Annotated in this window: 16 protein-coding genes; 2 read left to right on the forward strand and 14 right to left on the reverse strand. The window is 64.8% G+C overall.

The features are described from left to right. Positions 1-11 precede the first annotated feature (11 nt). The 3 genes from WA070_RS16655 to WA070_RS16665 form a co-directional block, all read right to left on the reverse strand. On the reverse strand, positions 12-2,534 hold the full coding sequence (locus WA070_RS16655) for an EAL domain-containing protein (protein WP_422635044.1): 2,523 nt from the start codon (positions 2,532-2,534) through the stop codon (positions 12-14). A gap of 139 nt (positions 2,535-2,673) precedes the next feature. After that, on the reverse strand, positions 2,674-3,492 hold the full coding sequence (locus WA070_RS16660; protein WP_422635045.1) for an arginyltransferase: 819 nt from the start codon (positions 3,490-3,492) through the stop codon (positions 2,674-2,676). 128 nt (positions 3,493-3,620) lie between these two features. Continuing rightward, positions 3,621-4,868 (reverse strand): threonine ammonia-lyase, encoded by a 1,248-nt coding sequence (locus tag WA070_RS16665; RefSeq protein ID WP_422635046.1) that lies wholly within the window; start codon positions 4,866-4,868, stop codon positions 3,621-3,623. Positions 4,869-4,980: 112 nt separating this feature from the next. On the opposite strand from WA070_RS16665, the gene WA070_RS16670 reads away from it, so the two are divergent. Further along, positions 4,981-5,850, forward strand: a complete 870-nt coding sequence (locus tag WA070_RS16670) for an NAD(P)-dependent oxidoreductase (protein ID WP_422635047.1) — start codon at positions 4,981-4,983, stop codon at positions 5,848-5,850. Between the two features lie 44 nt (positions 5,851-5,894). Next, positions 5,895-7,586, forward strand: coding sequence for an amidohydrolase (locus WA070_RS16675; RefSeq protein ID WP_422635073.1), 1,692 nt, complete (start codon positions 5,895-5,897; stop codon positions 7,584-7,586). A 13-nt stretch (positions 7,587-7,599) separates the two neighbouring features. Here the strand turns inward: WA070_RS16675 and WA070_RS16680 are convergent, their stop codons facing one another. From WA070_RS16680 to WA070_RS16730, 11 genes are all read right to left on the reverse strand, one after another. Further along, on the reverse strand, positions 7,600-9,348 hold the full coding sequence (locus WA070_RS16680) for an MFS transporter (RefSeq protein WP_422635048.1): 1,749 nt from the start codon (positions 9,346-9,348) through the stop codon (positions 7,600-7,602). After that, complete coding sequence (locus WA070_RS16685; protein ID WP_422635049.1) at positions 9,345-10,091, reverse strand: FkbM family methyltransferase; 747 nt, start codon at positions 10,089-10,091, stop codon at positions 9,345-9,347. The genes WA070_RS16680 and WA070_RS16685 overlap by 4 nt, the downstream gene beginning before the upstream one ends. Continuing rightward, the gene (locus WA070_RS16690) at positions 10,088-11,233 is read right to left on the reverse strand and encodes a glycosyltransferase family 4 protein (RefSeq protein WP_422635050.1); all 1,146 of its coding nucleotides are present in this window, start codon (positions 11,231-11,233) and stop codon (positions 10,088-10,090) included. The genes WA070_RS16685 and WA070_RS16690 overlap by 4 nt, the downstream gene beginning before the upstream one ends. Further along, entirely contained in the window at positions 11,230-12,510 is a 1,281-nt protein-coding gene (locus tag WA070_RS16695) for a hypothetical protein (protein ID WP_422635074.1), read from the reverse strand. The genes WA070_RS16690 and WA070_RS16695 overlap by 4 nt, the downstream gene beginning before the upstream one ends. A 25-nt stretch (positions 12,511-12,535) precedes the next feature. Next, a complete protein-coding gene (locus WA070_RS16700) occupies positions 12,536-13,285 on the reverse strand; it encodes a class I SAM-dependent methyltransferase (protein WP_422635051.1) in 750 nt (249 codons plus the stop codon). An 88-nt stretch (positions 13,286-13,373) separates the two neighbouring features. Then, positions 13,374-14,501: a glycosyltransferase family 2 protein gene (locus WA070_RS16705; protein WP_422635052.1), complete on the reverse strand. Its 1,128-nt coding sequence runs from the start codon at positions 14,499-14,501 to the stop codon at positions 13,374-13,376. Between the two features lie 2 nt (positions 14,502-14,503). Further along, positions 14,504-15,853 carry a sugar transferase gene (locus WA070_RS16710; RefSeq protein WP_422635053.1) on the reverse strand — a complete coding sequence of 450 codons (1,350 nt, stop codon included), beginning with the start codon at positions 15,851-15,853 and terminating at the stop codon, positions 14,504-14,506. Positions 15,854-16,036: 183 nt separating this feature from the next. Then, complete coding sequence (locus WA070_RS16715) at positions 16,037-17,932, reverse strand: XrtA/PEP-CTERM system amidotransferase (protein ID WP_422635054.1); 1,896 nt, start codon at positions 17,930-17,932, stop codon at positions 16,037-16,039. A gap of 11 nt (positions 17,933-17,943) precedes the next feature. Continuing rightward, positions 17,944-19,479 carry an exosortase A gene (gene xrtA / locus WA070_RS16720; protein WP_422635055.1) on the reverse strand — a complete coding sequence of 512 codons (1,536 nt, stop codon included), beginning with the start codon at positions 19,477-19,479 and terminating at the stop codon, positions 17,944-17,946. Beyond that, the gene (locus WA070_RS16725) at positions 19,476-20,705 is read right to left on the reverse strand and encodes a TIGR03087 family PEP-CTERM/XrtA system glycosyltransferase (protein ID WP_422635056.1); all 1,230 of its coding nucleotides are present in this window, start codon (positions 20,703-20,705) and stop codon (positions 19,476-19,478) included. Before WA070_RS16725 ends, xrtA begins: the two co-directional genes overlap by 4 nt. Then, positions 20,702-21,775 (reverse strand): FemAB family XrtA/PEP-CTERM system-associated protein, encoded by a 1,074-nt coding sequence (locus WA070_RS16730; protein WP_422635057.1) that lies wholly within the window; start codon positions 21,773-21,775, stop codon positions 20,702-20,704. Before WA070_RS16730 ends, WA070_RS16725 begins: the two co-directional genes overlap by 4 nt. Positions 21,776-21,820 lie beyond the last annotated feature (45 nt).

A 21,820-nucleotide genomic window follows, 5' to 3' on the forward strand; every position in this document is an offset into this window, starting at 1 on the left:
GCCGGGTGGCGTCAGGCGCCTGTGGGTGGCGTGACGAGCGCGAAAGGCTGCGGGCGGCCAAAATAATAGCCCTGCGCGATGCCGCAGCCATGGCCGATCAGCAAGTCGGCCTGCGCCTGTGTTTCAACACCTTCGGCCACGACGTCCATGCCGAAACTCGCGCCCAATTTGACGATGGCATCGACGATCGCGGCGTCGCCTGCATCGTGTTCGATGTTGCTGACGAAGCTGCGGTCGATCTTGAGGATGTCCACGGGATATTGTTTGAGATGACTGAGCGAGGCGAAGCCAGTGCCGAAATCGTCCAGTGCGATGCGGATGCCCGATTGGGCGAAATGGCGAAGCGCCCGACCGACCTGTTCCGCCCCCGACCCCAGGAACACGCTTTCGGTGACTTCGATTTCGATATGGGCGGGCGGCACGTCGAAGCGATCGAGATCCTCCAGCAAGCGTTCGGCGAAATCGCCGTTGGCAAAGTCGGCGGCGCTGGTGTTGATCGCGACGCGGCCCGGATCAACGCCCGATTGCAGCCAGCTATGTACGTCGGCCAGCACGGCATCTACCATCTGCCGGGTGAGTGCGACCGCGATTTCGCCATGGTCAAATGCGGCGTGGATGCTGCCGGGCAGTTGCACGCCCAGACGTGGATGATGCCAGCGCAGCAGCGCTTCATAGCCCAGCACCCGGCCGCTGAGCAGATCGACCTTGGGCTGGTAATAGGGCGTAACCAGATTTTCCGTGACGACCTGACGCGCCATGCGGATCATCGAACTGCGCTGCTGCGCATCGGCGCGCAAGGCCGAATGGAACAGGGTGAGGCGGCAGCGTCCGCCGGACTTTGACGCATAGAGGGCCAGGTCCGCCGCCTTGAACAGATCCTCCGCCTGATCGCCATGGTCGCCGTAGATCGCCGCGCCGATGCTGACGCCGCAATGGAGCGTTCGGCCTTTGTGCATATAGGGCGCGCGCACGCTGGCGATCAGGCGCGCGCTCCAGGCTTCGAGTGCGGCGCTGTCGGTGAGCGAGGGCGCAATGACGCCGAATTCATCGCCACCCAGCCGACCGATCGCAGCATCGAGCGGCGCGAGCGCGGCAAGACGCTGGGCAAAGGCCGCCAAAAGTGCGTCGCCCGCATCATGGCCCAGCGAATCATTGATCCGCTTGAGGTCATCGATATCGAGCAGCAGCAGGCCGAACCCTTCGCCCGTCTTGTCCGCATGGGCCGTCATGTCGTCCAGCGTCGCCTGCCACAGGGCACGGTTGGGTAGCCGGGTCATGGGGTCATGAGTAGCGGCCCACCGAATACGATCTTCTGCGTCGCGTTGTTCGGTCACATCCTGAAAGGTGACGATGACACGCAATATGCGCCCGGATTCGGCGCAGGTGGTCCAGCCAGTGCTGCGGATGGATCGCAGCGCGCCGGTGTCCGCGCGGTAAATGCGCATCGTTGCTTCGAAATGAGGCGGTACTGCTCCGGTAGCGACGGCGTTCAGCATGGTGGCCAGCCTGCTACGATCGTCGGGATGGACCAGCGACAAGGCCAGGTCGGCAGTCGCGGGACGATCGTCATCCACGCCCAACATCTGGCGCAATTCGATGGACCATGCCCGCGCGCCCGTGGCCAGATCGAAATCCCATATGCCCAGCCGCGCGGATTGTACGGCAAGGCGCAGGCGCTCCTCGCTGTTGGCCAATGCCTGCTGCGCCAGTTTTTGCGCATGCACGTCTTCCAGCGTGCCGTACCAGCGGACGATGGCGCCATGTGCATCACGCCGGGCGGCGGCGCGCGCGCGCATCCAGCGATAATCGCCATCCTGCAGGCGAATGCGATAATCGATATCAATCGGCGCGCCATTGGCGAGATGACGGGTCCATGTCTGAACGACCCGTGCCGCATCGTCATGATGCACCGCCGACAACCAGCCCATGCCGAGCGTGCTTTCCGGCGTTAGACCCGTCAAGTTCAGCCACATGGGACCGACTTCTTCGACGCTGCCATCGGGCGAAGCTGTCCAGGGCACCTGCGGGCTGAGATCGACCGACCAGCGATAATGTTCGCGGCTTTCGGTGAGCGCATTTTTCAGCGCGTCCGCTTCGCGAATATGACGGTCGTCAATATCCTCGACCGTGCCGAGATAACGCGCCTGCCCGTCCGCGCCCGCATGACGCATCGAGCGCACCAGGCACCAGCGGCGCTGGCCGTCCGCGCACAGCAGGCGCAATGTCACGGGCGCCGGCGTGGCGGAGAGAGTGGCGCGCAGCAACGCCCGTCGGTCTTCGCGATCCAGCAGGCCGGTCCAGCCCCAATCCAAAGGGGTGCAGGCGAATCGGAAGACATCGCCTCCGCCATCCTGCCTGACCGCCGTTATGCGGCCGCGCGCATCGGCTAGCCAGCGCAGCGTCGGCGGGGATATATGATTGAAAAGCGGCGACAATAAAGTGTCGTAGCCATAGAAGGACGGGTCAGCCGCGCGGTAATGATCCGCCGCCATATGTTGGGAATCGCCAAAACGGCGCTCAGCGAAGCGATCCATCGCCCGCTCCCCAAATTGTCATAGCCGTTCCGCTCATGCAGCCATGCATAGCGCAAGACGTTAAACAAACTTCCCAACGCCGCAGGATTTTGCGTTAATTTTATGGTGAATGGACAAAATACGCCAACAGATGCGCTGTTTACTTGCGGAACATGCTCGCCAACTCAAGTGGCAGGGGCGGTTCGTCGCGGGTGACGACTTCGCGAATAGCCTGCGCCTGTTCGTCTGGATCGAAACGGACCCAGCCAGTGCGGCTCAATTTTTCGAGCGGGCGATAGCGGACCTTATATTGCATCCGCTGCGACCCATCGACCCAATAGCCCAGATAGACATAAGGCAATCCGGCGGCGGATGCGCGCAGGATATGGTCCATGATGATGAAATTGCCCAGACTAGGCCGATGTTCGAGCGTGGTGTCGAAGAAGCTGTAGATCATCGACAGCCCGTCGCCCTGCCGGTCGGTCAGGCATGCGCCCACCAGCTTGCCCACGCGCCCGTCGATGCCGGGTTCGCGATATTCGACGATGTGGCTATCGACCGGGGTCTGTTCGACCATATCGGCGAAGTCCATCTCATCCATCTCGGTCATGCCGCCGCCGGGATGGCGCGCCGTCAGATAGCGCTGGAGCAGTGCATATTGCTCCTCCGTCGACCATGGTTTGCAGGCGGTGACGGTCAGGTCGCTGTTGCGGCGGATCAGCTTGCGCTGGGTAGCATTGGGCCGAAATTCGTCCGCCACGACGCGCACCGATACGCAGGCCGAACAATCGGCGCAGCTTGGGCGATAGGCGACGTTCTGGCTGCGGCGAAAGCCGATGCGGCCGAGCGCGTCGTTGAGTTCAGCGGCATTGTCGCCGCTGAGTTCCGTAAACACCTTTCGCTCGTTCCGGCCCGGCAGATAGGGACAGGGCGAGGGGTTCGTCACGAAGAAACGCGGGAAGCGAAAAGGTGCGGTCACGCTCCAATATCCCTTTCGTGGCGGCGGCGCGGGTGGTTCATGACAAGACTATGGCGACGCGACGCGCCCGTGAAAAGAGCGTTTACCACGAAAAGTTAACGCGCGTTTTCCATGACGCAGCCATGGCGTCAGGCGACCTCGATCGGGGCGACTTCATAGCCCGCTTCACCCAGCGCCGCGATGAGCCGCTGAAGATGCGCGCGGTCCCGCGTTTCGCACTCCACGTCCAGCGTCAGCCCCTTGGCAGGCAGGTTGGTGAAGATGCGCTGATGCGCCAGTTCCAGGATGTTGACGGCTTCCTGGTCGAAGATGCGCGCGACGTTGAACAGCGCGCCGGGCCGGTCCTGAAGGATGATACGCAGGCGCGCCAGACGCCCGGACCGCGCCAGATCGCGCAGCAGCACATTGGCGAGCAGCCGCGTGTCGATATTACCGCCAGTCAGCACCAGCCCGACGTTGCGCCCGACAAATTGTTCACGATGGGCGAGCAGCGCGGCCAGACCAGCGGCACCGGCGCCCTCCACGACCGTCTTTTCGATCTGGAGCAGCAGGCTGAGCGCTTCTTCCAGCCCGCGTTCGGTGACGAGCAGCACGTCGTCGGCGAGATGTTCGACCACGCGGCGGGTGTTGCTGCCCGGTTCGCGCACGGCGATCCCTTCGGCCAGCGTGTCGCCGTCACACGGCATCCCCGCGCCCTTGAGATAAGAATACATGGACGGATAGAGTTCGGCCTGCACGCCGATCAGCCGAATGTCGGGCTTCATCGCGCGCGCCGCCGTCGCCATGCCGGAAAACAGGCCGCCACCACCGATCGGGATGACCAGCGTGTCGATTTCCGGTGCGTCTTCCAGCATTTCGAGCGCGACGGTGCCCTGCCCGGCCATGATGGCGGGTTCGTCGAACGGATGAATGAAGGTCAGCCCCTGTTCCACCTCCAGTTGGCGGGCATGGGCATAGGCATCGTCGAATTTCTCGCCAAATTGCACGACTGTCGCGCCATGGCCGCGCGTCTGCGTCACTTTGATGATCGGGGTAGTCAGCGGCATGACGATGGTGACGGGCACGCCAAGCCGCTTGCCATGATAGGCCAGCCCCTGCGCATGGTTGCCCGCCGATGCGGCGATGACGCCCTTGGCCTTGGACGCTTCATCCATCTGCAGCAGGCGATTGAGCGCGCCGCGCTCCTTATAAGCGGCGGTAAACTGAAGATTTTCGAACTTCAGATAGACCTTGCAGTCCAGCATGTCGGACAGCGTCTGGCTAATCAGCGTCGGCGTCTTGACGATGGCGCCCGCGATGCGAGTCCGCGCGGCAAGAACGTCATCGACGGTGATGGGCAGCGGCAAGGCGCTTTCGATCCGGGTTAGCGTGTTCATGGCCCAAGCCCCTAAACGAAATTTGCCAATGAATAAACCGGCGTGAAGAAACTGGCACTGACGGAAAACTGGCCCTATGGCTGGCCTTCAACCACTCATCCTTACGAGGCATATGGCTAACATCGCGTTTATCGGCCTGGGCGTCATGGGCGGCCCTGTCGCCGGGCATCTGGCGAAGGCCGGGCATAGCCTGACCGTCTATAACCGGTCCATCGGCAAAGCGAAAAGCTGGGCGGAGGCCTATGGCGGCATGGTGGCGATCAGCCCGGCCAAGGCGGCCGAGGAAGCCGACATCGTCATATCCTGCGTCGGCACGGATGATGATCTGTCGCAGATCACGTTGGGCCGCGAAGGTGTGTTCCGCACGATGAAGCCGGGTAGCCTGTTCATCGACCATACCACCGTATCGGCGCGAATCGCGCGGCAATTGTTCGTGGAGGGCGAAAGCCGGGGCATCCATAGCGTCGATGCGCCGGTGTCGGGCGGACAGGCGGGCGCGGAGAACGGCAGGCTGTCGATCATGTGCGGCGGCACACAGCCAGCGGTCGATGCGGCCAAGATCGTGATGCAGGCCTATGCCGCGCGGATCGTGCATGTCGGCAGCGCGGGCGCGGGCCAGACGACCAAGATGGTAAACCAGATCTGCATCGCGGGCGTGTTGCAGGGACTGTCCGAAGCACTGCGGTTCGCGCAGGCGGCGGAACTGGACCTGGATACCGTGTTCGAGGCGATTTCGGGCGGCGCGGCGCAAAGCTGGCAAATGGACAATAGATGGAAGACGATGGCGCAGGACAGTTTCGATTTCGGTTTCGCCGTCGATTGGATGCGCAAGGATCTGGGGCTGGCGCTGGAAGAAGCGCGGGCCAATGGCGCGACGTTACCGATGACCGCAACGGTCGATCAATATTATGCCGACGTGCAGGCGATGGGCGGCAATCGGCAGGATACCAGCGCGCTGGTGCGACGGATTACGCGGGCGTGAGGAGTTTGTTTGAGCAGCGTGCTCCCGCCGTCGCGGGAGCACGGCTGGGCATCGCGGCGCTGGCGCTTTCGGCCGCACTCCCGTCCTACGCTTCTGGCGTGATCGACAATGTGAACGGCATCGCCATCGATCCACAGGGCAAGGTCGTGCATTTCGGCGCGCTGTTGATCGACGATGAGGGCAAGGTCGAAAAGCTGATTGCGGGCCGTTATCAGGAACCCGAATATAAGCGGCCGCCCAAGCCGAAGAAGGGCCAGCCCTGGCCGCAGCCGCCCAAGGGGCTGGCGTTCAGGCTGGACGCAGGGGGCAAGACGATGATCCCCGGCCTGATCGATGCGCATGGGCATGTCATGGCGTTTGGGCTGTCATTCATCACGCTGGACCTGTCTGGCACGACGTCACTGGCGGACGCGCAGGCGAAGATCCGCGCCTATGCGCAGGAAAATCCGGGTCGCAAATGGATCATCGGAACAGGCTGGAATCAGGAGGCCTGGGGTCTGGGCCGCTTCCCGACGGCGGCTGAACTGGATGCGGCGGTGGGCGATATTCCGGTGTGGCTGTCGCGGATCGACGGCCATGCGGGCTGGGCCAACAGCGCGGCGATCCGGGCTGCGGGAATCACTTCCGCGACCAAATCGCCTGCGGGCGGGCGTATCGAGATAACAGGCGGCAAGCCTGCGGGCGTGTTCGTGGATCAGGCGATGAGCCTGATCGAAAAGGTCGTGCCGGCGCCCGCGCCCAAGGACCGCGACATCGCGCTGGAAAAGGCGCAGCGCGCTTTGCTGGCGACCGGCATCACCGGCATCGCCGACATGGGGACGAGCATCGACGACTGGCAGGCGTTTCGCCGGTCAGCCGATCGCGGCGCGCTGCGCGTGCGGATCATGGCCTATGCCGCCGGGCTGGAAAATATGGTGACGATCGCCGGGCCGGAGCCGACGCCATGGCTGTATGACGATCGGCTGCGGCTAGGCGGCGTGAAGCTGGTGCTGGACGGGGCGCTTGGGTCGCGCGGGGCGTGGCTGAAGGCGGATTATGCCGATGCGCCGGGCCAGCGCGGGTTGCCGATGATCAGCGATACGCAGTTGCGCAACATCATGAGCCGGGCGTCGATGGACAATTTCCAGATCGCCGTCCACGCAATCGGCGATGCGGCGAACAGCGAAGTGCTGGACGCCATTCAGGAACTGTCGGAAACCTATAAGGGTGACCGCCGCTGGCGCATCGAACATGCGCAGATCGTATCGCCTGCCGACCTGCCCCGCTTTGGCCAGTTCGGCGTCGTCGCGTCGATGCAGCCGGTGCATGAGGCGTCGGACTGGCGCATGGCGACCACGCGGCTGGGCGAGGCGCGGCTGGCGGGTGGCTATGCGTGGAAGGCGATGCTGGACAATCGGGTGCCGTTGGCCTTTGGATCGGACGTGCCGGTGGAAAGCCCCAACCCCTTTGCCGGGATCGCTGTCGCGATGAGCCGGGAGGATGGCAAGGGCGAGCCGGTTGGTGGGTGGATGCCCCAGCAGCGGGTGAGTTTCGAAGCGGCGCTGGACGGCTTTACGCGGCAGGCCGCCTATGCGGGCTTTGCCGAGAAGCGCTTTGGCAGTCTGGTGCCGGGGCAGCGCGCGGACTTCGTGCTGATCGACCGGGACATTTCGACGGCGCGTGCCGCAGACATTCGGGGCACGCAGGTCATGGAAACATGGATCGGCGGCAAGCGGGTGTATATGAAGGGGCAGTGACGCCCCTTCCCCTTCACATGGCGTTGTCGGCGGCGTTGAGCGCGTCGTCGAATGTTTCGGGCAGCGGCGGCTGGACCGGCTCGTCGCAGCCCTCTTCCTTCATATGCGCGCGCAGGGCATCCATGCGGCCCAGGTTCCAGCGGGCCAGCGGCACGCCCAGCGGGCGGAAGTCGGCGCGGTCGAACAGTTGCACCACATAGTTTTCGCAGAGCTGATCGACCTGCGGCAGGGTCAACATCGCAAGGTTCATCACCATCGGCTTGCCCGGCACGCCATCGCGGCCCCGTACAAGGTCGGTTACGTAGAGCCCGCCGCGCGGGTCAATCAGCACGACGTCGGCTTCGCTGGAGTCGATCAGTTTATGGCTCGCGGCGTAGGGCGCGACGAAGGCGTGGGTACGCCATACAAGGAAGGCGCTGGCCATGGCGGTAATGACCAGACCGATGACCAGTGGGCGCAGCGCACCCTGCGGCCTGAACCGCGCCCATCCCAGCCCGGCGAGCAGGCAGAAGGGGCCGATGAAGCCGTGGGCGTAGCGAAAGCCCCAGCCATAGCCTTGCGCCAGCGCGAGCAAGCATCCGGCCACACAGCCGAGCGCCAGCGGCAACGCGATTTCCTGCCCCCGGATGGCGCGCCGCCAGCGCATCGCGGCTATCCCCAGCACGGCGAGCGGCACCATCAGGATATTGTTCCAGGCAACATAGCGGCTGAGATTTACCAGCGGCTGCCAGCGATCGCCCAGTCGTTCGAACAGACTGCCCACCTTGTCCGCGACACCTGCCGACGGGCGCACGTCCATGGGTGCGCCCAGTGCGTGGAGCAGAAAACCCGGCCAGATTTTGGCCCAGACGATGACGATGGCGACCAGCGTCGCCGCGTGGAAGGCGGCAACCGCCCAGCGCCGCGCCAACAGCATCCACAGGATGAAGGGCGCAATGAAGATGGGTGGAAAATGCCACTGGTGGAGGCCTGCTGCAACCAGGGCGACAAGACCGGCGCTGATATGACCAAGCGCGCCGCCGCGTAGCACCAGCGCCAGCCAGACCATGTTGAGCGCGAAATGGCCGGTCATGGCATAGGGCGTCATGGCCGTGACCCAGAGCTGGCTGGACGAACAGCCCAGCAGCACCGTGACCCACACGGCATCTGGCCGATCCGGCATCAGGCGCAGCGCAACGCGCCACAGGGCGACCAGCCCGGCCATCAGCAGCACCGGCCCGGCCAGATTGGGATCGCCCAATTGCCAGAACAATGCCTGGATCGCGCTGTTCACCGGCAGGTAGGCCGCCGTCCAATAATCCGCCGCGCCGAAGGGGGAGAAGAATTCGGGCATGATCGCGCGCCGATAGGGTTCCCATTCGACCGGGATGGGGCGCGCAAACAATCCTTCGCGCATATAGGCGGCGGCGAAGCGGGCGACTTCCTCGTCACGGGAAATCGCATAATCCTGAAACAGCGAATAATGGCCTGCCCATGCGGCGAGGCCCATCAACAGAATGAGCGGCACGACGATGGAGGGCGTGGGGCGTGGCAGGACGATGCCGCGTCCTTCGGCAAAGGGTGCGGCCAGCGCCAGCAGCAGCAGGCCGACGATCAGGGCGGGAAAGTCCTGATCCAGAAACATGATGACCGGCAGGCTGATCCCCTGCCGAAAGGTGACGTGCCAGATAAAGGTCGCGCCCAGCCACAGCGTCAGCCCGATCGCGCCGCCCAAAAAGAGGCGGCGGGCGCTGACGGCACGGCGGACGTCCTGCGCGGTCATGCCGATACCAGCGTCCGGTTGACGAAGATGCCGTCCATTTCGACGAGCAGGGGGAAATGCCCCTTATTATTGGCGAAGAAGGCGGAAGGGAGAAAGTCGCGCGCCTCCAGCCAGTCGATCATCGCGCGATAGCCGGTGCCGCCGTCATAGATGGGGCGAACGCCGAGTTCCGTCTGGACGCCGAGCATCTGGCACAAGATGTCGCCTGCGCCTTCACACACGGACATGTCGTGGCCCTGCGTATCCATTTTGAGGAATGGGCGCGCAAAGCCGTGGGCAGCGATCAGTTCGGGCAGCAGCGTGTCGAGGCGGCGGCATTGCATATCGACCGTCTGCGTCACCCTGTTCCGATCGGCGAAGATCGCGTCCTGCGCGCCCGATGGCGTTTTGAGCGAGGAGAATTGGTCGGCGGCCATGATGTTGAAACTAGCCATGCCGTCAAAGTCGGACAGGGCCATGTTGAACACATGCCATTTGGGATCGGACGCGGCGCGGCGCTCCAGTTCAGCGAAGACGGTGGGGTTGGGTTCGAAGGAGAGGATCAGCCCCCGATAGGCTGCGTCGCGGCGGGCCATCAACGCATATTGGCCACGATTGGCGCCGACGTCGAATAGGCAGTCGATCGCGAAGGTCGACAGGAAACGCTTGAGCGCCTGTATCTCGGGATATTGATGCACGCGGCCCGCCATGGCGAGGCGCAGGGCCAAAGTGCGATCGCCGATTTCGCGCAGATAGCGGTTCATGCGCGGGCGGCCATCACATTGCGGTAGATGCCGATCGTCGCCACGGCCATGTCTGTCCAGTTCCCCATATCATTCCCATAGGCGCGCGCGCGGTTCCCATAATCCTGCCTGATGGCGGCGCTTTGGACCAGCGGCAAGAGGGCTTGGGCGAGCGCATCCGTATTTCCCGCTTGCGCGCGGGCGGCGACGCCTTGCGGCAACTGGCCGAACATGCCTGCGTCCGATGTCACCATCGCCTTGCCATGATGGAGCGCGGAGAGGAACGCGCCGCTCGAATCGATGTGGCGATAGGGGAAGAGTATCATGTCGGCCCTGGCCATATGCGCGTCGAGGCGGGGTTCGGTCAGGAAACCGAAGTCGGTGATGAGGCGATGGGCGAAGCCAGCCTGAGCGACAGGATCGAGGATGGGCGCCATGTCCATGAAGGGTTTTCCCGCCAGAACCAGTTCGAAATCATGGCCCGATTTCCAGAGTGAGACACAGGCATGTACGGCAATGTCGACGCCCTTATAGGGGCGGATGGTGCCGAAGAAGAGGATGCGCGGGACAGCGGGTTTCGGGATGGCGGCGAGGTCGGCGGGGGTGGCGGGCGCAAGCTGCATTGGGGGGTGTGGGGTGAGGTGAATACGGCGGGGATCGACCCCCTGCCCCTCCAGCGCTTTGCGGGTCGTGTCGCCGTGGACGATGAGGGCGTCGAAGCTGTCGAGCAGGGTGCGATAGCCGCGCCCCTGAACGCCCGCATCGGCGTGATAGGCGTCGGCATTGTGGACGGTGTGGACCAGCGTGGCGCGGCCCTGCAATCGTTTGACAACGAGGCGGTCGGCGGGTGCGAGGGGGAGCCATTGGATGTGGACGATGTCGGCGCTGGTGAGCGGCGAGATGTCGCCCAGCGCGCAGGTCAGGCCATATTCGGCGGCCTTGGCCAGGCGAAAGGCGCGGCCTTCGCCAAGGTGGGCGCGCAGGGCTTCGCTGCGGCGGAAGTAGCGGGGGGCGTAGGTGTAGCCGTCAGGGACGATCGCGTCGGTCGGGCGCATCGGGCGGCCATGAAGAGTGACCTCCATCCCCTGCCCCGCCAGCGCGGCGCACAGGCTGTCATCATAGCGCCCGGTGAAGAGCGAGGGATCGACCATCGCGATCTTCACAGCCGAGCCAGCCGCTTGAGCGAGACGAGGTGCAGGAGCGCCACGCCGACCATCGTTACGGCATAGAAACAAAGAAAGGCGAGGTCGAAGCGGGCGGGCCAGAGCAACATGGCGAGCGGGACGCTGGCCAGCGATCCGGCGAGGAAGGGCAAGGATCGGGCAAGCAGATAGGAGAAATGGCCGAGCGCCGATTGTACATAGACCGACACGCAGAGGATCGTCAGGCCAAGCAGTGCAATGACGATCAGGATGATGTCCGCCCGGTCGATGCTGGCGCGACCGTCGAACAATTGGGCGAACAGCCACTCCCCCGCCACCAGCAGCAGGACCGACAGCGCCACCGCGAACAGCAGCGCGGCGCCAGTCGCGCGGACGAGAAGCTGGCGCAGGCGGATAGTATCGCCGGCATGATAGGCCCGGGTGATGCGGGGCAAGGCGGCCTCCACCACGGCGCGCACCAACATGGAGAGCGACCGGGACGCCTTGAAGAAAAAGTCGAAGATCAGCATCGGGCGCGCCTGCCCCGTGGCCATGGCGATGGTGAAATAGGGGGCATTATAGGCGATGATGTCGGACATGGTGAAGGCAGCGGACGCGCCGATATCGCGCAGATAATGGGCGCGTACATGGCCGCTGCCGACGCGGAAGGCGAACCAGTGGCGCGCGCGCATGTCCAGCCGCCGGTGGACATGGCCGATGGCCCAGCCGATGATAAGGATGCTGACCGCCAGTTGCAGCGCCACCGAGAGGCGCGGGTCCATGCCGTAAAGGATCGCGAGCAACAGGCCGATGGTGATGATCCGCCGCCCGCAATCGAGCGCTTCCCACAGGAAATTGCCGTCTATCGCCGCCAGCGCGCGTTTGGCCAGCAGTCCCGGCAGGTTGAGGCAGGCGGAAAAGAAGAAGAGCAGGAAAAGCAAAGGCATCTGCGTTTTGAGCAGGCCGGTCGCCAGTGCGCCGAGCAGGATAAGCGCCCCCCCCGCGATCAACAGCCCCAGGAACAGGAAGAGGACGCCCATTTCCTCCAGCCGAAAACCGCCATCGTCCGGGATGCCGTCGCCCAACCAGTGCCGACGCAGACGGGCGTAGATGATGCTGGTGACGCCAAACTCCGCCGAAATGGTGAAGTTGCCGAAAGCGACCAGCAGCAGGAACGCCTGAAACTCCGCGATCGGTAGCACGCGCACGAAGACGAAAGTGACGGCAAAGCCCCAGATGAGGATCAGGCCGACGCTGGCGAGCTTGACCAGCGCGAGGATGCGGGCGGACCCCTCCATCCGGGCGAGGATGCTCACGCGATCGTCACCGCGCGATGGATGCAGGTTTGCGCGCGCGGAACAGCCGGTCGTCGAGGCCATGGAAATGGCGCACGTCTGCGTCGATGCTGATGGCGTCGATCTCTTCCAGATCGAAACCGGCGGCGCGGATGCGGTCGGCGAAATCGGGACCATATTGGCGGACATGATCCCACTGGCCAAAACGCCGTTCGCGTTCACGCGGGGGTATGTCGAAGCTGCCGTCCTCGGTCGGCTTGTCCCACAGGGGCACGATCAACCAGGCTTCGCCACCGGGCTTCAATGCGCGCAGGATGTTGCGCAGGACGGCCATGTCGTCGGGGACATGCTCCATCACATGACTGGCGTAGAAGAGGTCGTAACGGTCGGTGTCGGCCAGTTCCATCAGGTCCACGCGGCGCATGTGGGGGACTGTGTAGCGCGACGGATCCAGATCGGCCGGCACATAATCGGCGGCAGCGGAAAAGCGGCGGACGAGGCTGGCTTCGTTGGGGGCCATGTGCAGCACAGCGCCATCGGCGGGGACCGTCAGCGTTCCTTGCGCGATCAGCCAGTTCATCAGCCGTTCGCGCGGGGATGCGCCACATTGGGGGCAACCCCATTCGCCATTGTCGCCATAGCGGAAGAAGCCCACGACCATCGCACCGCAGGCCGGACAGGCGCGGGTGGGTCGCGCGCCCAAAGCCTTGCGCAGTTTCAGGGCGGTGCGGGTCAGATGCTTGCCGGCAGCCTTGGCCACCCGCTGAACAGTAATCACGTCATTCTCCGCTTCGCGATCATCGCCGGATGTAGTGGGACCGGCCTATACTAGATTGCGGGGCTTTGACGAGGGGCATTGGGGCCGATCAGCGGGACTTGGCCGGATTCCATGTCGTTACTGTGCGTCCGGTCATAGCCCGGAACACCCCCTGCATTGTCGCGGCATAGGCGATCAGCACGTCCACGATCGCCGCGAACGGGCCGCTTTTCATGCGAACCCCCAGCCAGATGACGAGCGCGACGCCCAGCGCGCCGACCATGTAGAACATCGGCGAGATACGCATGGCGAGCGTCCCCGCCGCGATCGCGCCGGTCAGGATGAACAGGCCGCCGAACCAGCGGATGATCTTGCGCGAGGCATATTTGAAGCGGTCGAGCGCGGCCATCGCGCGCAGTTGCGGGCGCAGATGGCGGTGCGTGTGCCAGGCGCGGGCGGCGATGCGGACCTTACGCCGATATTCGTCGGTGCGGCCAGTGACGAGACGTTCGCGGGCGATGACGTCTTTCGCCTTGATGAGGCGTTTGCCCGCAAAGATGACGGCCATGGAGACGGTGAGGTCGTCCAGCACGTCGTCGGGGAAGGTGGGATAGAGGCTGCGGCGGATGGAGAAGATGGAGCCGTCTGCGCCCAGCACATTGCCGGTGCGCGATTCTTCGTCCTTCAACTTTTCCTCGATCCGCCAGTAGAGCGAGCCGACGGCGGCGGTCGCGGTCTCCCCCTCCCCCACATAATGGAGCGAGCCAAGGACGCCGCCGACTTCCGGGTCGGCGTAGCGGGTCAGCAGATTGTCGACGGCGTCCGGGTCGAGCAGGACGTTGGCGTCGGTGAAGATCAGGACGTCGCTACGCGCCTGGGCGGCGAGTTGCTTCATGCCGTGCGCCTTGCCGCTGCGTCCCGGCCCTTTGACAAGGGTGAGGAGGTTGCCTGCTGCTGCGATCAGCCCGGCCGTGCCGTCGGACGATCCGTCGTCGAAGGCGAGGATGTCGAGCGCGGGGTGGCGCTGTTTCAGCATGGCGAGATTGGCCAGCTTTTCCGGCATCGCGGCGGCTTCATTATAGGCGCAGAAGATCAACGAGGCACTGGGTGGCGGCGCGGCAGTGGGGCGTTCGGGGCGGGTCGGCAGGGCGCGCAGAATCAGTGGATAGAAGGCGAAGGGCCATAGCACGGCGATCAGCGAAACGAGCAGGATTGCGGCCAGCCACGGGTCGATCATGCTCAATAGGCCTTGTGGTGGACGAGGACGCCCAGCGTCGCGACGATGATGCGCAGGTCGCGCCAGATCGACCAGTCGCTGACATATTCAAGGTCCGATTGCAGCCGGTCAATCAGATCCTGATGATGGTCGGTCGATCCGCGATGGCCGCGCACCTGCGCCAAGCCTGTCATGCCCGGCTTGATGCAGTGGCGGCCCCAATAGCGCGCGTCGACTTCCCAATAGAGGCTGTCGCCTGCCTTGGCCGCGGCGGCGTGGGGACGCGGGCCAACGATGCTCATGTCGCCCTTCAACACATTGAAAAGCTGCGGCAATTCATCGATGCTGGTGCGACGCAGGAAAGCGCCGACGCGGGTGACGCGGGCGTCGTCGCGCTTGGTGAGAGTCGTGGCGTGACGGTCGCTGGCGTCGCTGCGCATCGAGCGGAATTTGTAGATGGAGAAGGAGCGTGCGTCCTTGCCGATGCGCGGCTGGCGAAAGAGGACCGGGCCGGGGCTGGTCAGCTTTACCGCGAGTGCGGCAGCGATCAGCATGGGCGAGAGGAGGATGGTGGCGATAGCAGCGACGATGACGTCGAACAGGCGCTTGATCAGGCGATCGCGGAAATGGAGCGGGCCGCCCGCGACGATGATGGTGGGCTGGCCATCGAACTGGTCGATGCGGGCAGGCGCAAAACGCAGCAGTTCGGGGACGACAATCTCGCCGCGCGCTGACAGCGATTTAAGCGCGGCGGACCAGTCCGCCATCCGGTCGAGCGGGCAGGCGACGATGACGCGTTCGGCCATGCCCACGGCAGCGGCGAGGCGCGCGGCCATGTCGGCATCATGGCGGTCGGGGTGGAGATTGGCGGCGTCGGCGTGCAGCACGGCCATGTGCGGGCCGGTGTCTATCGTGACGCCATCCATGATGACGGCGGTCAGATGCGGCACGTCGTCCAGCAGCAGTCCCGCGAGACGGACGACCGCGATGCGAACGAGCGTGACCGCGATGGCGCTGAGGACCAGACCGGTGACGAAGGTGAGGCGCGAGAGTTGCTCGGCAATCTTGCCCAGATAGACGATCAGCAGCATCAGCATCGCCGCCTGCGCCAGCGCGAGCAGCGCGCGGACGATGCCACGCCTGACCCGGTCGAGCGTGTTAATGCCATAAGCGCCGCCCTGCACCGCGAGCAGCGCATAGAGCGGGGCGATCATCGCGAACATGACGAGGCCATGGGGCTTGCCCGGTTCGCCCCAGAGCGCGCCCAGCACGAACCAGTTGGCGGCGAGAAAGGCGCAGAACAGCCCGGCCATATCGCCAGCCAGACACAGCGCATAGAGCCGCAGGCGCACGACTTCCTTGGAAACTGTCACCGATGCGCCCCGATTATCGCCATGCTTCCCGTTGGCACTGTGCGGGCGGCGTTGCAAGGGGTTCGAACTCACCCGTTCGGGCTGAGCGCAGTCGAAGCCCTCTACTGAGCTTGGCGAAGTAGCTTCGCTGCGCTCAGCCGCACCCTTCGACTTCGCTCAGGGCGAACGGGTTCATAATGCTCCTCACACCGCAAACAGGCGGGTCAGCGCCTTGTCCAGCATCAGCAGTTGCCAGAGCAGGCGGCCATGGTCGGCGAGGCCGGATTTATGGTCAGCGGCGACTTTGGCCAATACGCCTGTGTCGAACCAGCCGGTGCGAGCGAGGGCTGATCCACCCGCGATGGCGGTCGCTTCGCCGGCCAGCGGGCCACGGAACCACGCGCTGATGGGAGTGACGAAGCCCATTTTCTGACGGTAGAGAATGTCCTGCGGCAGGAACGGCTCCATCGCTTTTTTCATCAGATATTTGCCGCTGTTGCCGCGTATCCGCTGGTTCACCGGCAGGCGGGCGGCGAATTCGACGAGGCGATGGTCGAGCAAAGGCTCGCGTGCTTCCAGGCTGACGGCCATGCTCATGCGGTCGGTCTTGGTCAATATGTCGCCGGGCAGCCAGATGCGCAGGTCCGCATATTGCGCGCGGTCGAGCGGGTCGCGGGCGGGTGCGTCGGCCATCGCCTTGATATAGCGGTCCTCCGCGCGGTAGCCGGTCAGGCGGCTTTTCAAGTCCTGCGTATAGAGGCGCTGGCGCAGGGCGTGGGGGGTCACGCCGACCGACGCGGCATAGGCTTCGCCCCCCTCCCCCGCCAATTCGAGGAAAGTGGATTTTGCGCGCAGCGCACGAGGCGCCCAGTCGGCCTTGGGATAATATTTGCCCAGCGTGCCGAATAAGGGTTGGCGCACCGCAGCGGGTATGAGGCCACGGAAGCGTTCGCCCTGCATCTGGAAACGATGGCGACGGTATCCGGCAAAGGCTTCGTCCGCGCCGTCGCCCGACAGCGCGACCGTCACCTGCTCGCGCGCCAGTTCGCACACGCGAAAGGTGGGCAGCGCCGAGGCGTCGGCAAAGGGTTCGTCGAAATGGAAGGCTAGCCGGTCGATCAGGCTGTAATCATCGGGCGATACGGTGCGGGTGCGGTGATCGGTGGCGAAACGGCGCGCGATGCGTTCGGCATAGGCGGTTTCGTCGAGCGCAGCCACGTCGAAGCCGATGGTGCAGGTCTTGACGGCCTGCGACGAGGCTTCGGCCATCAGCGCGACGACGCTGCTGCTATCCACGCCGCCGGACAGGAACGCGCCCAGGGGCACGTCGGCGACCATGCGCGATCGCACGGCCTGCCGCATCAGGGCGACCAGTTCTTCCTCCAGGGCTTCGGGTTTTGCCTTGGTCCGGTCAGCGAAACTGATGTCCCAATAGCGTTGCGGCGAGGGCAAGGGCCTTCCGCGCACGAGGCGGAGCGTTTCGCCAGCGCCAAGCTTGCGCACGCCAGCGACCAGACAGGCGTCGTCGGGGACATAGCCATAGGCCATATAATCCTCCAGCGCGGAGAGGTCGGGCGCGCGGCGCAGCAGCGGGTGAGCGAGCAGGCTTTTAAGTTCCGATCCGAAGATCAGGCTGCCGTCCGATAGCAGGGTGTAGTGGAGCGGCTTGACCCCCAGCCGATCGCGCACCAGCCAGAGCGATTGCGCGCGTGCGTCGAACAGGGCGAAAGCGAACATGCCGTTGAAGCGCTCGACACAGGCTTCGCCCCATTGGCGGTAGCCGTGCAGGATGACTTCGGTGTCGCTATGGGTGCGAAAGACATGGCCCTTCGCCTCCAGTTCGGCGCGGACTTCGGCGAAGTTGTAGATTTCGCCGTTGAAGGTGACGGCCAGCGCCCCGTCGTCGGTCAGCATCGGCTGCGCGCCCGATTCCAGGTCGATGATCGAGAGGCGCAGATGGCCCAGCCCCACCCCCGGCGCGGTCCAGATACCGGTGCCGTCGGGGCCGCGATGCGGCATGACGTCCAGCATCGCGCGCACCCGCATGGGGTCCACGGGCTTGGCCGTTTCGAGGTGGAAGATGCCCGCTATTCCGCACATGGCTTAACCCCCTAGCGGATGCCCGCGCTGCGGTCAGCCAAATCCTTCACATCGCCCAGATCCGACAGGAAAGCGGCGATGGCGGGGTCGGATGGGCGGCCCTCCCCTTCCTGCGCGGACAGGAGGATGGCGACGGCGCGCTGGTCGGTGCCGAGCAGGCGGGCCTTCATCGTTTCGACCTTGACCGCTGGCTTGCTGCCGGTGGGTGCGCCGCGTCCGACGATATAGTAGCTGACGACATGGCGGACGGTCGGACCGGGCGCGGTAATCTGTTCGCCGCGCGCATCGGCGGGCGCGGGCGCGGGGGATGACCAGACCCATTCGCTGTCGGGATCGACCGCGCCCTGTCCGAAACCGACCAGCTTGCGGCCTTCATCCTGCCGGTTGTAGGTGGCGATGGTGAGGTCGACCTCCTGCCCGGCTGCGTTGCGATAGCTGCCCATGACGAAATGATCCGCACCGTCGAAACGGGGTTTCCATGGGTAGGATTGGGCTGCGTCGATGCGCGTCCAGCCGGGGACGGTGGGCAGGTCCAGCCTGTCGGGCAAGGGGTCGGCGGTGGCGGCGGTGGCGGCGAGCCAGAGGGGCGCGGCGACGATCAGGGCCAAGGCCCAGCCCGCTACGCCGCCAGCGTGCGAGCCGGATGGGACTGCGCCCTGCAACGCGCGCGGATCGAACCACGGGTCATCGGGTTTGCGGTCGAAGAAGGGCCAGGCGGCGGTCATGACGACGGCCATGATGATGGCGAAGAAGACCCAGCCATAAACGACATGATCGAAACCGACGGCAGCATCCACGGTGGTCAGATGCGCGACCAATATGGTGGCGAAGGCGCGCACGCCGTTGGCGAGGACGGACAGAGTCAGCGCGCCGGTCATGAAGATGATGCGGCGCGGCCATGTGCGGAAACACACGTTGCAGACGAGCACGCCATAGGCAGTCATGGCAATCAGGAATTTCGCGCCCGAACAGGCTTCGGCAACTTCGAAATAGCCGGTCGGCGTGGTGATGAATATCCCCTCCATATGGGCGGGGACGCCCGACAGGTCGAGGAAGATCATGGCGAGCCGTGCCGTCACCAGTTGCAGCTGCGGCACGATTTCCTCGCCGAACGGAACCATGAAGAAGGCGTAGAAAAGCGGGAACGCCAGCGCGCGGGCGACGGCGGGACCAAGCAGCGAAACGCACGCGCCCTGAAGCATCAGGACCAGCGCGAAATGGCGGATCATCGCCACGCCTGCCGCCGCGCCGATCAGCCATGCCAGCGCGCCCAGCGCCAGCCACAACAGGCCCGGCGTCCATGCGACGGGTTCCATCCGGCGCAGGCCGGGCAGGCGTTGCTGCACCAGCCAGGCGATGATGATCGGGATGAACAGGCAATGGCCGAAGGTGGAGGCGTTCCACCAGATCGACACCATCGACCAGACGTCATCGAAGAAGAGCGTCAGGATGGCGAAGGCGACGACGCCGAGCGCCGCCAGATGGCCGCGCCAGCCCGCGAAGTCGAGCATGGGCATGCGATCATAAGAGAGGGCGCGATCGGTCATGCGGCGTGGGTGTCGATCGCTGGCGATGGGCCGTAGAGCAGATCGGGCAGGTGCGCGAGCGTGGATGACCAGCGATAGCGCGCCTCCATGCGCGCGCGCGCCGCCGCGCCCAGTCGGGCTGCGCGGGCGGGATCGGCGAGGAGCGCAATGATCTTCGCGGCTTCCTCTGCCGGGTTGGCGGCGACGCAGAAATCGCGATCATTGGTGGCGTCTATGCCTTCGGCGGCTTGCGGCGAGGCCACCACAGGCCGGGCCATGGCCATCGCCTCCAGCACCTTGTTCTGGATACCGCGCGCGATGCGCAGGGGGGCGACGACGACATCGGCCGCCGCCAGCCAGCCGCGCACGTCCGGCACGCCGCCGGTCACGATCACGCCGGGCAGGTCCGCGAGTGCAGTCACGGCCTTGCCAGGGTTGCGCCCGACGATGGCAAAACGGGCATCGGGGTGGACGGAGCGGATGGCTGGCAATGTATGGCGGGCGAAGCTGTCCACCGCCTCGACATTGGGGCGGTAATCCATCTGGCCGGTGAAGACGAGCAGCGGGCCGTCGCCATGATCTTGCGGAGGGAAGTCGGTAGCGGGATCGAAATAATCGAGCGCCACGCCATTTTCGATCGCGACGATCCGGTCGGGACCAAGGCCGCTGGCGGTGCGGAACAGGGCGGCTTCGGCTTCGCTGACGAAGGCGCTGATGTCGGCGCGAGCCGCAACCTGCCGCTCGAAATTCAGCAGCATGCGCCCTTCCCGCCGGTTGATCCACGCCATCGGGCCGGAACCCTGCGCGCCATAGGCGGCATATTTGGCCGAATCGAAATCCACGAAGTCCATCAGGAAACGGACGCCGGGCGGCAGCGTAGGCACGAAATGCGCCATCTGCGCGGAATAGGCGACCACGGCGCGGATCGGGCGCTGCGCCAGGGTCCTGGCGACCCAGCGGTGGAGCGCGGGACTGTCGAACAGGGATACTAGCAGGGGCTGGCGTTTGGCGAGGCCGGTCAGGCCCGCGACGATCTTGGACCGATCGCGGCGTTGCACACACTGGCTGGCGCTGACCTGTGCCATGTCGTCGGCAAAACCCATGTCGCGATCGTCATCGGCAAAGCAGCCGACATGGACGGGGGCGATCTCGGTCAGCCGCGCGAGCAGGTTGAAGGAGCGGATCTTGTCGCCCCGATCGGGCGGGAACGGCATCCGGTGGCACAGGAATAATATCTCGCCGCTCATCCCAGCCCTCTGGCGATATGCGGGCCGATGATGTTGGCGATCGATTCGGGCAGCTTCTTCCACAATTCCACCTTGCGCCGATATTGCGGTGAGAGCGGATTGACGTCGCGTGTCTCCTTGCCCGGCGCGGTACGCAGATAGTAGCCGAGCGGTTCGCCTTCAAAGCCCCATGTCTTTTTCCAGGCAGCGGGCCCCGTACCGACCTTTGACCGGCCGAAATCGAAGGTGGTGAGGCCGCGCTCGCGCGACTGACGCATCAGCAGGAAATAGAGGACTTCGTTGGACCGCATCGCCCGCGCACCTTCTGCTGCGCCATGCCAATAGGGCATACAGGCACCGCGATGGTAGAGGCTGATGACCGCCGAGAGCGGTTTGCCATCCTTCGACACCACAGCAATATCGGCGTCATCGCCCAGCCGGTCGAGCATCGCGTCGAACAGCGCGCGGGGGAAAACCGGGGTGCCCAGATTATGAACGCTGTGGGCGTAGAGCCGGTAATGAATGTCGCGCAGCCTTTTGTTGCGGCCACATTCAAAGATCAGGTCATTGCCTAACCCTTTGCGGATTTCGGCGCGGTGGCGCTTGGGTACGGCTTTGAGTTCCGCTTCGTCATCCACCATCAGCAGACGGGAGAAACCGAGATAGGCGTCGGCCTTTTCCTGCCAGACCGGACCACCGGGCGCTTCTCCACCGCGCAGTTCCAGCGTTGAACAACCGAACTTTTCCGCCAGCGTCCATGCGGCGTCCGCCAGCGCGGGACCAGCCTTGCGATGGGTGGTCAGCAGGCCACCATCGACGGCAAAACCACTGCCCACCAGCGCGCGGCCGAACAGAGCGGAGCGGATGTAGGTGAGCGGCAGCACGCCGATAATCTCGCCGCCCGCCATCCGGGCGACCAACATTCTAGCCTTCTGGCCCGTGCCCTCCTCCACGCCCATGATCCAGGCGGGGCGATGGAAGGGCGTCGATCGAGGATGCGTGCAGACCCAAGCGTCGAGTTCAGCAACGCAGGCAGCATCGGTCAGACGCGCCTCCTCAACGATGACGGCCAGGCCGGTCATTACATTCATGGACGTCATTCCCTGTTGCCACCCCTGGCCCCGGTTTAAGCGGCA

This window comes from Sphingobium sp. (assembly GCF_049304695.1).
In the GTDB taxonomy this organism is placed as follows: Bacteria; Pseudomonadota; Alphaproteobacteria; order Sphingomonadales; family Sphingomonadaceae; genus Sphingobium.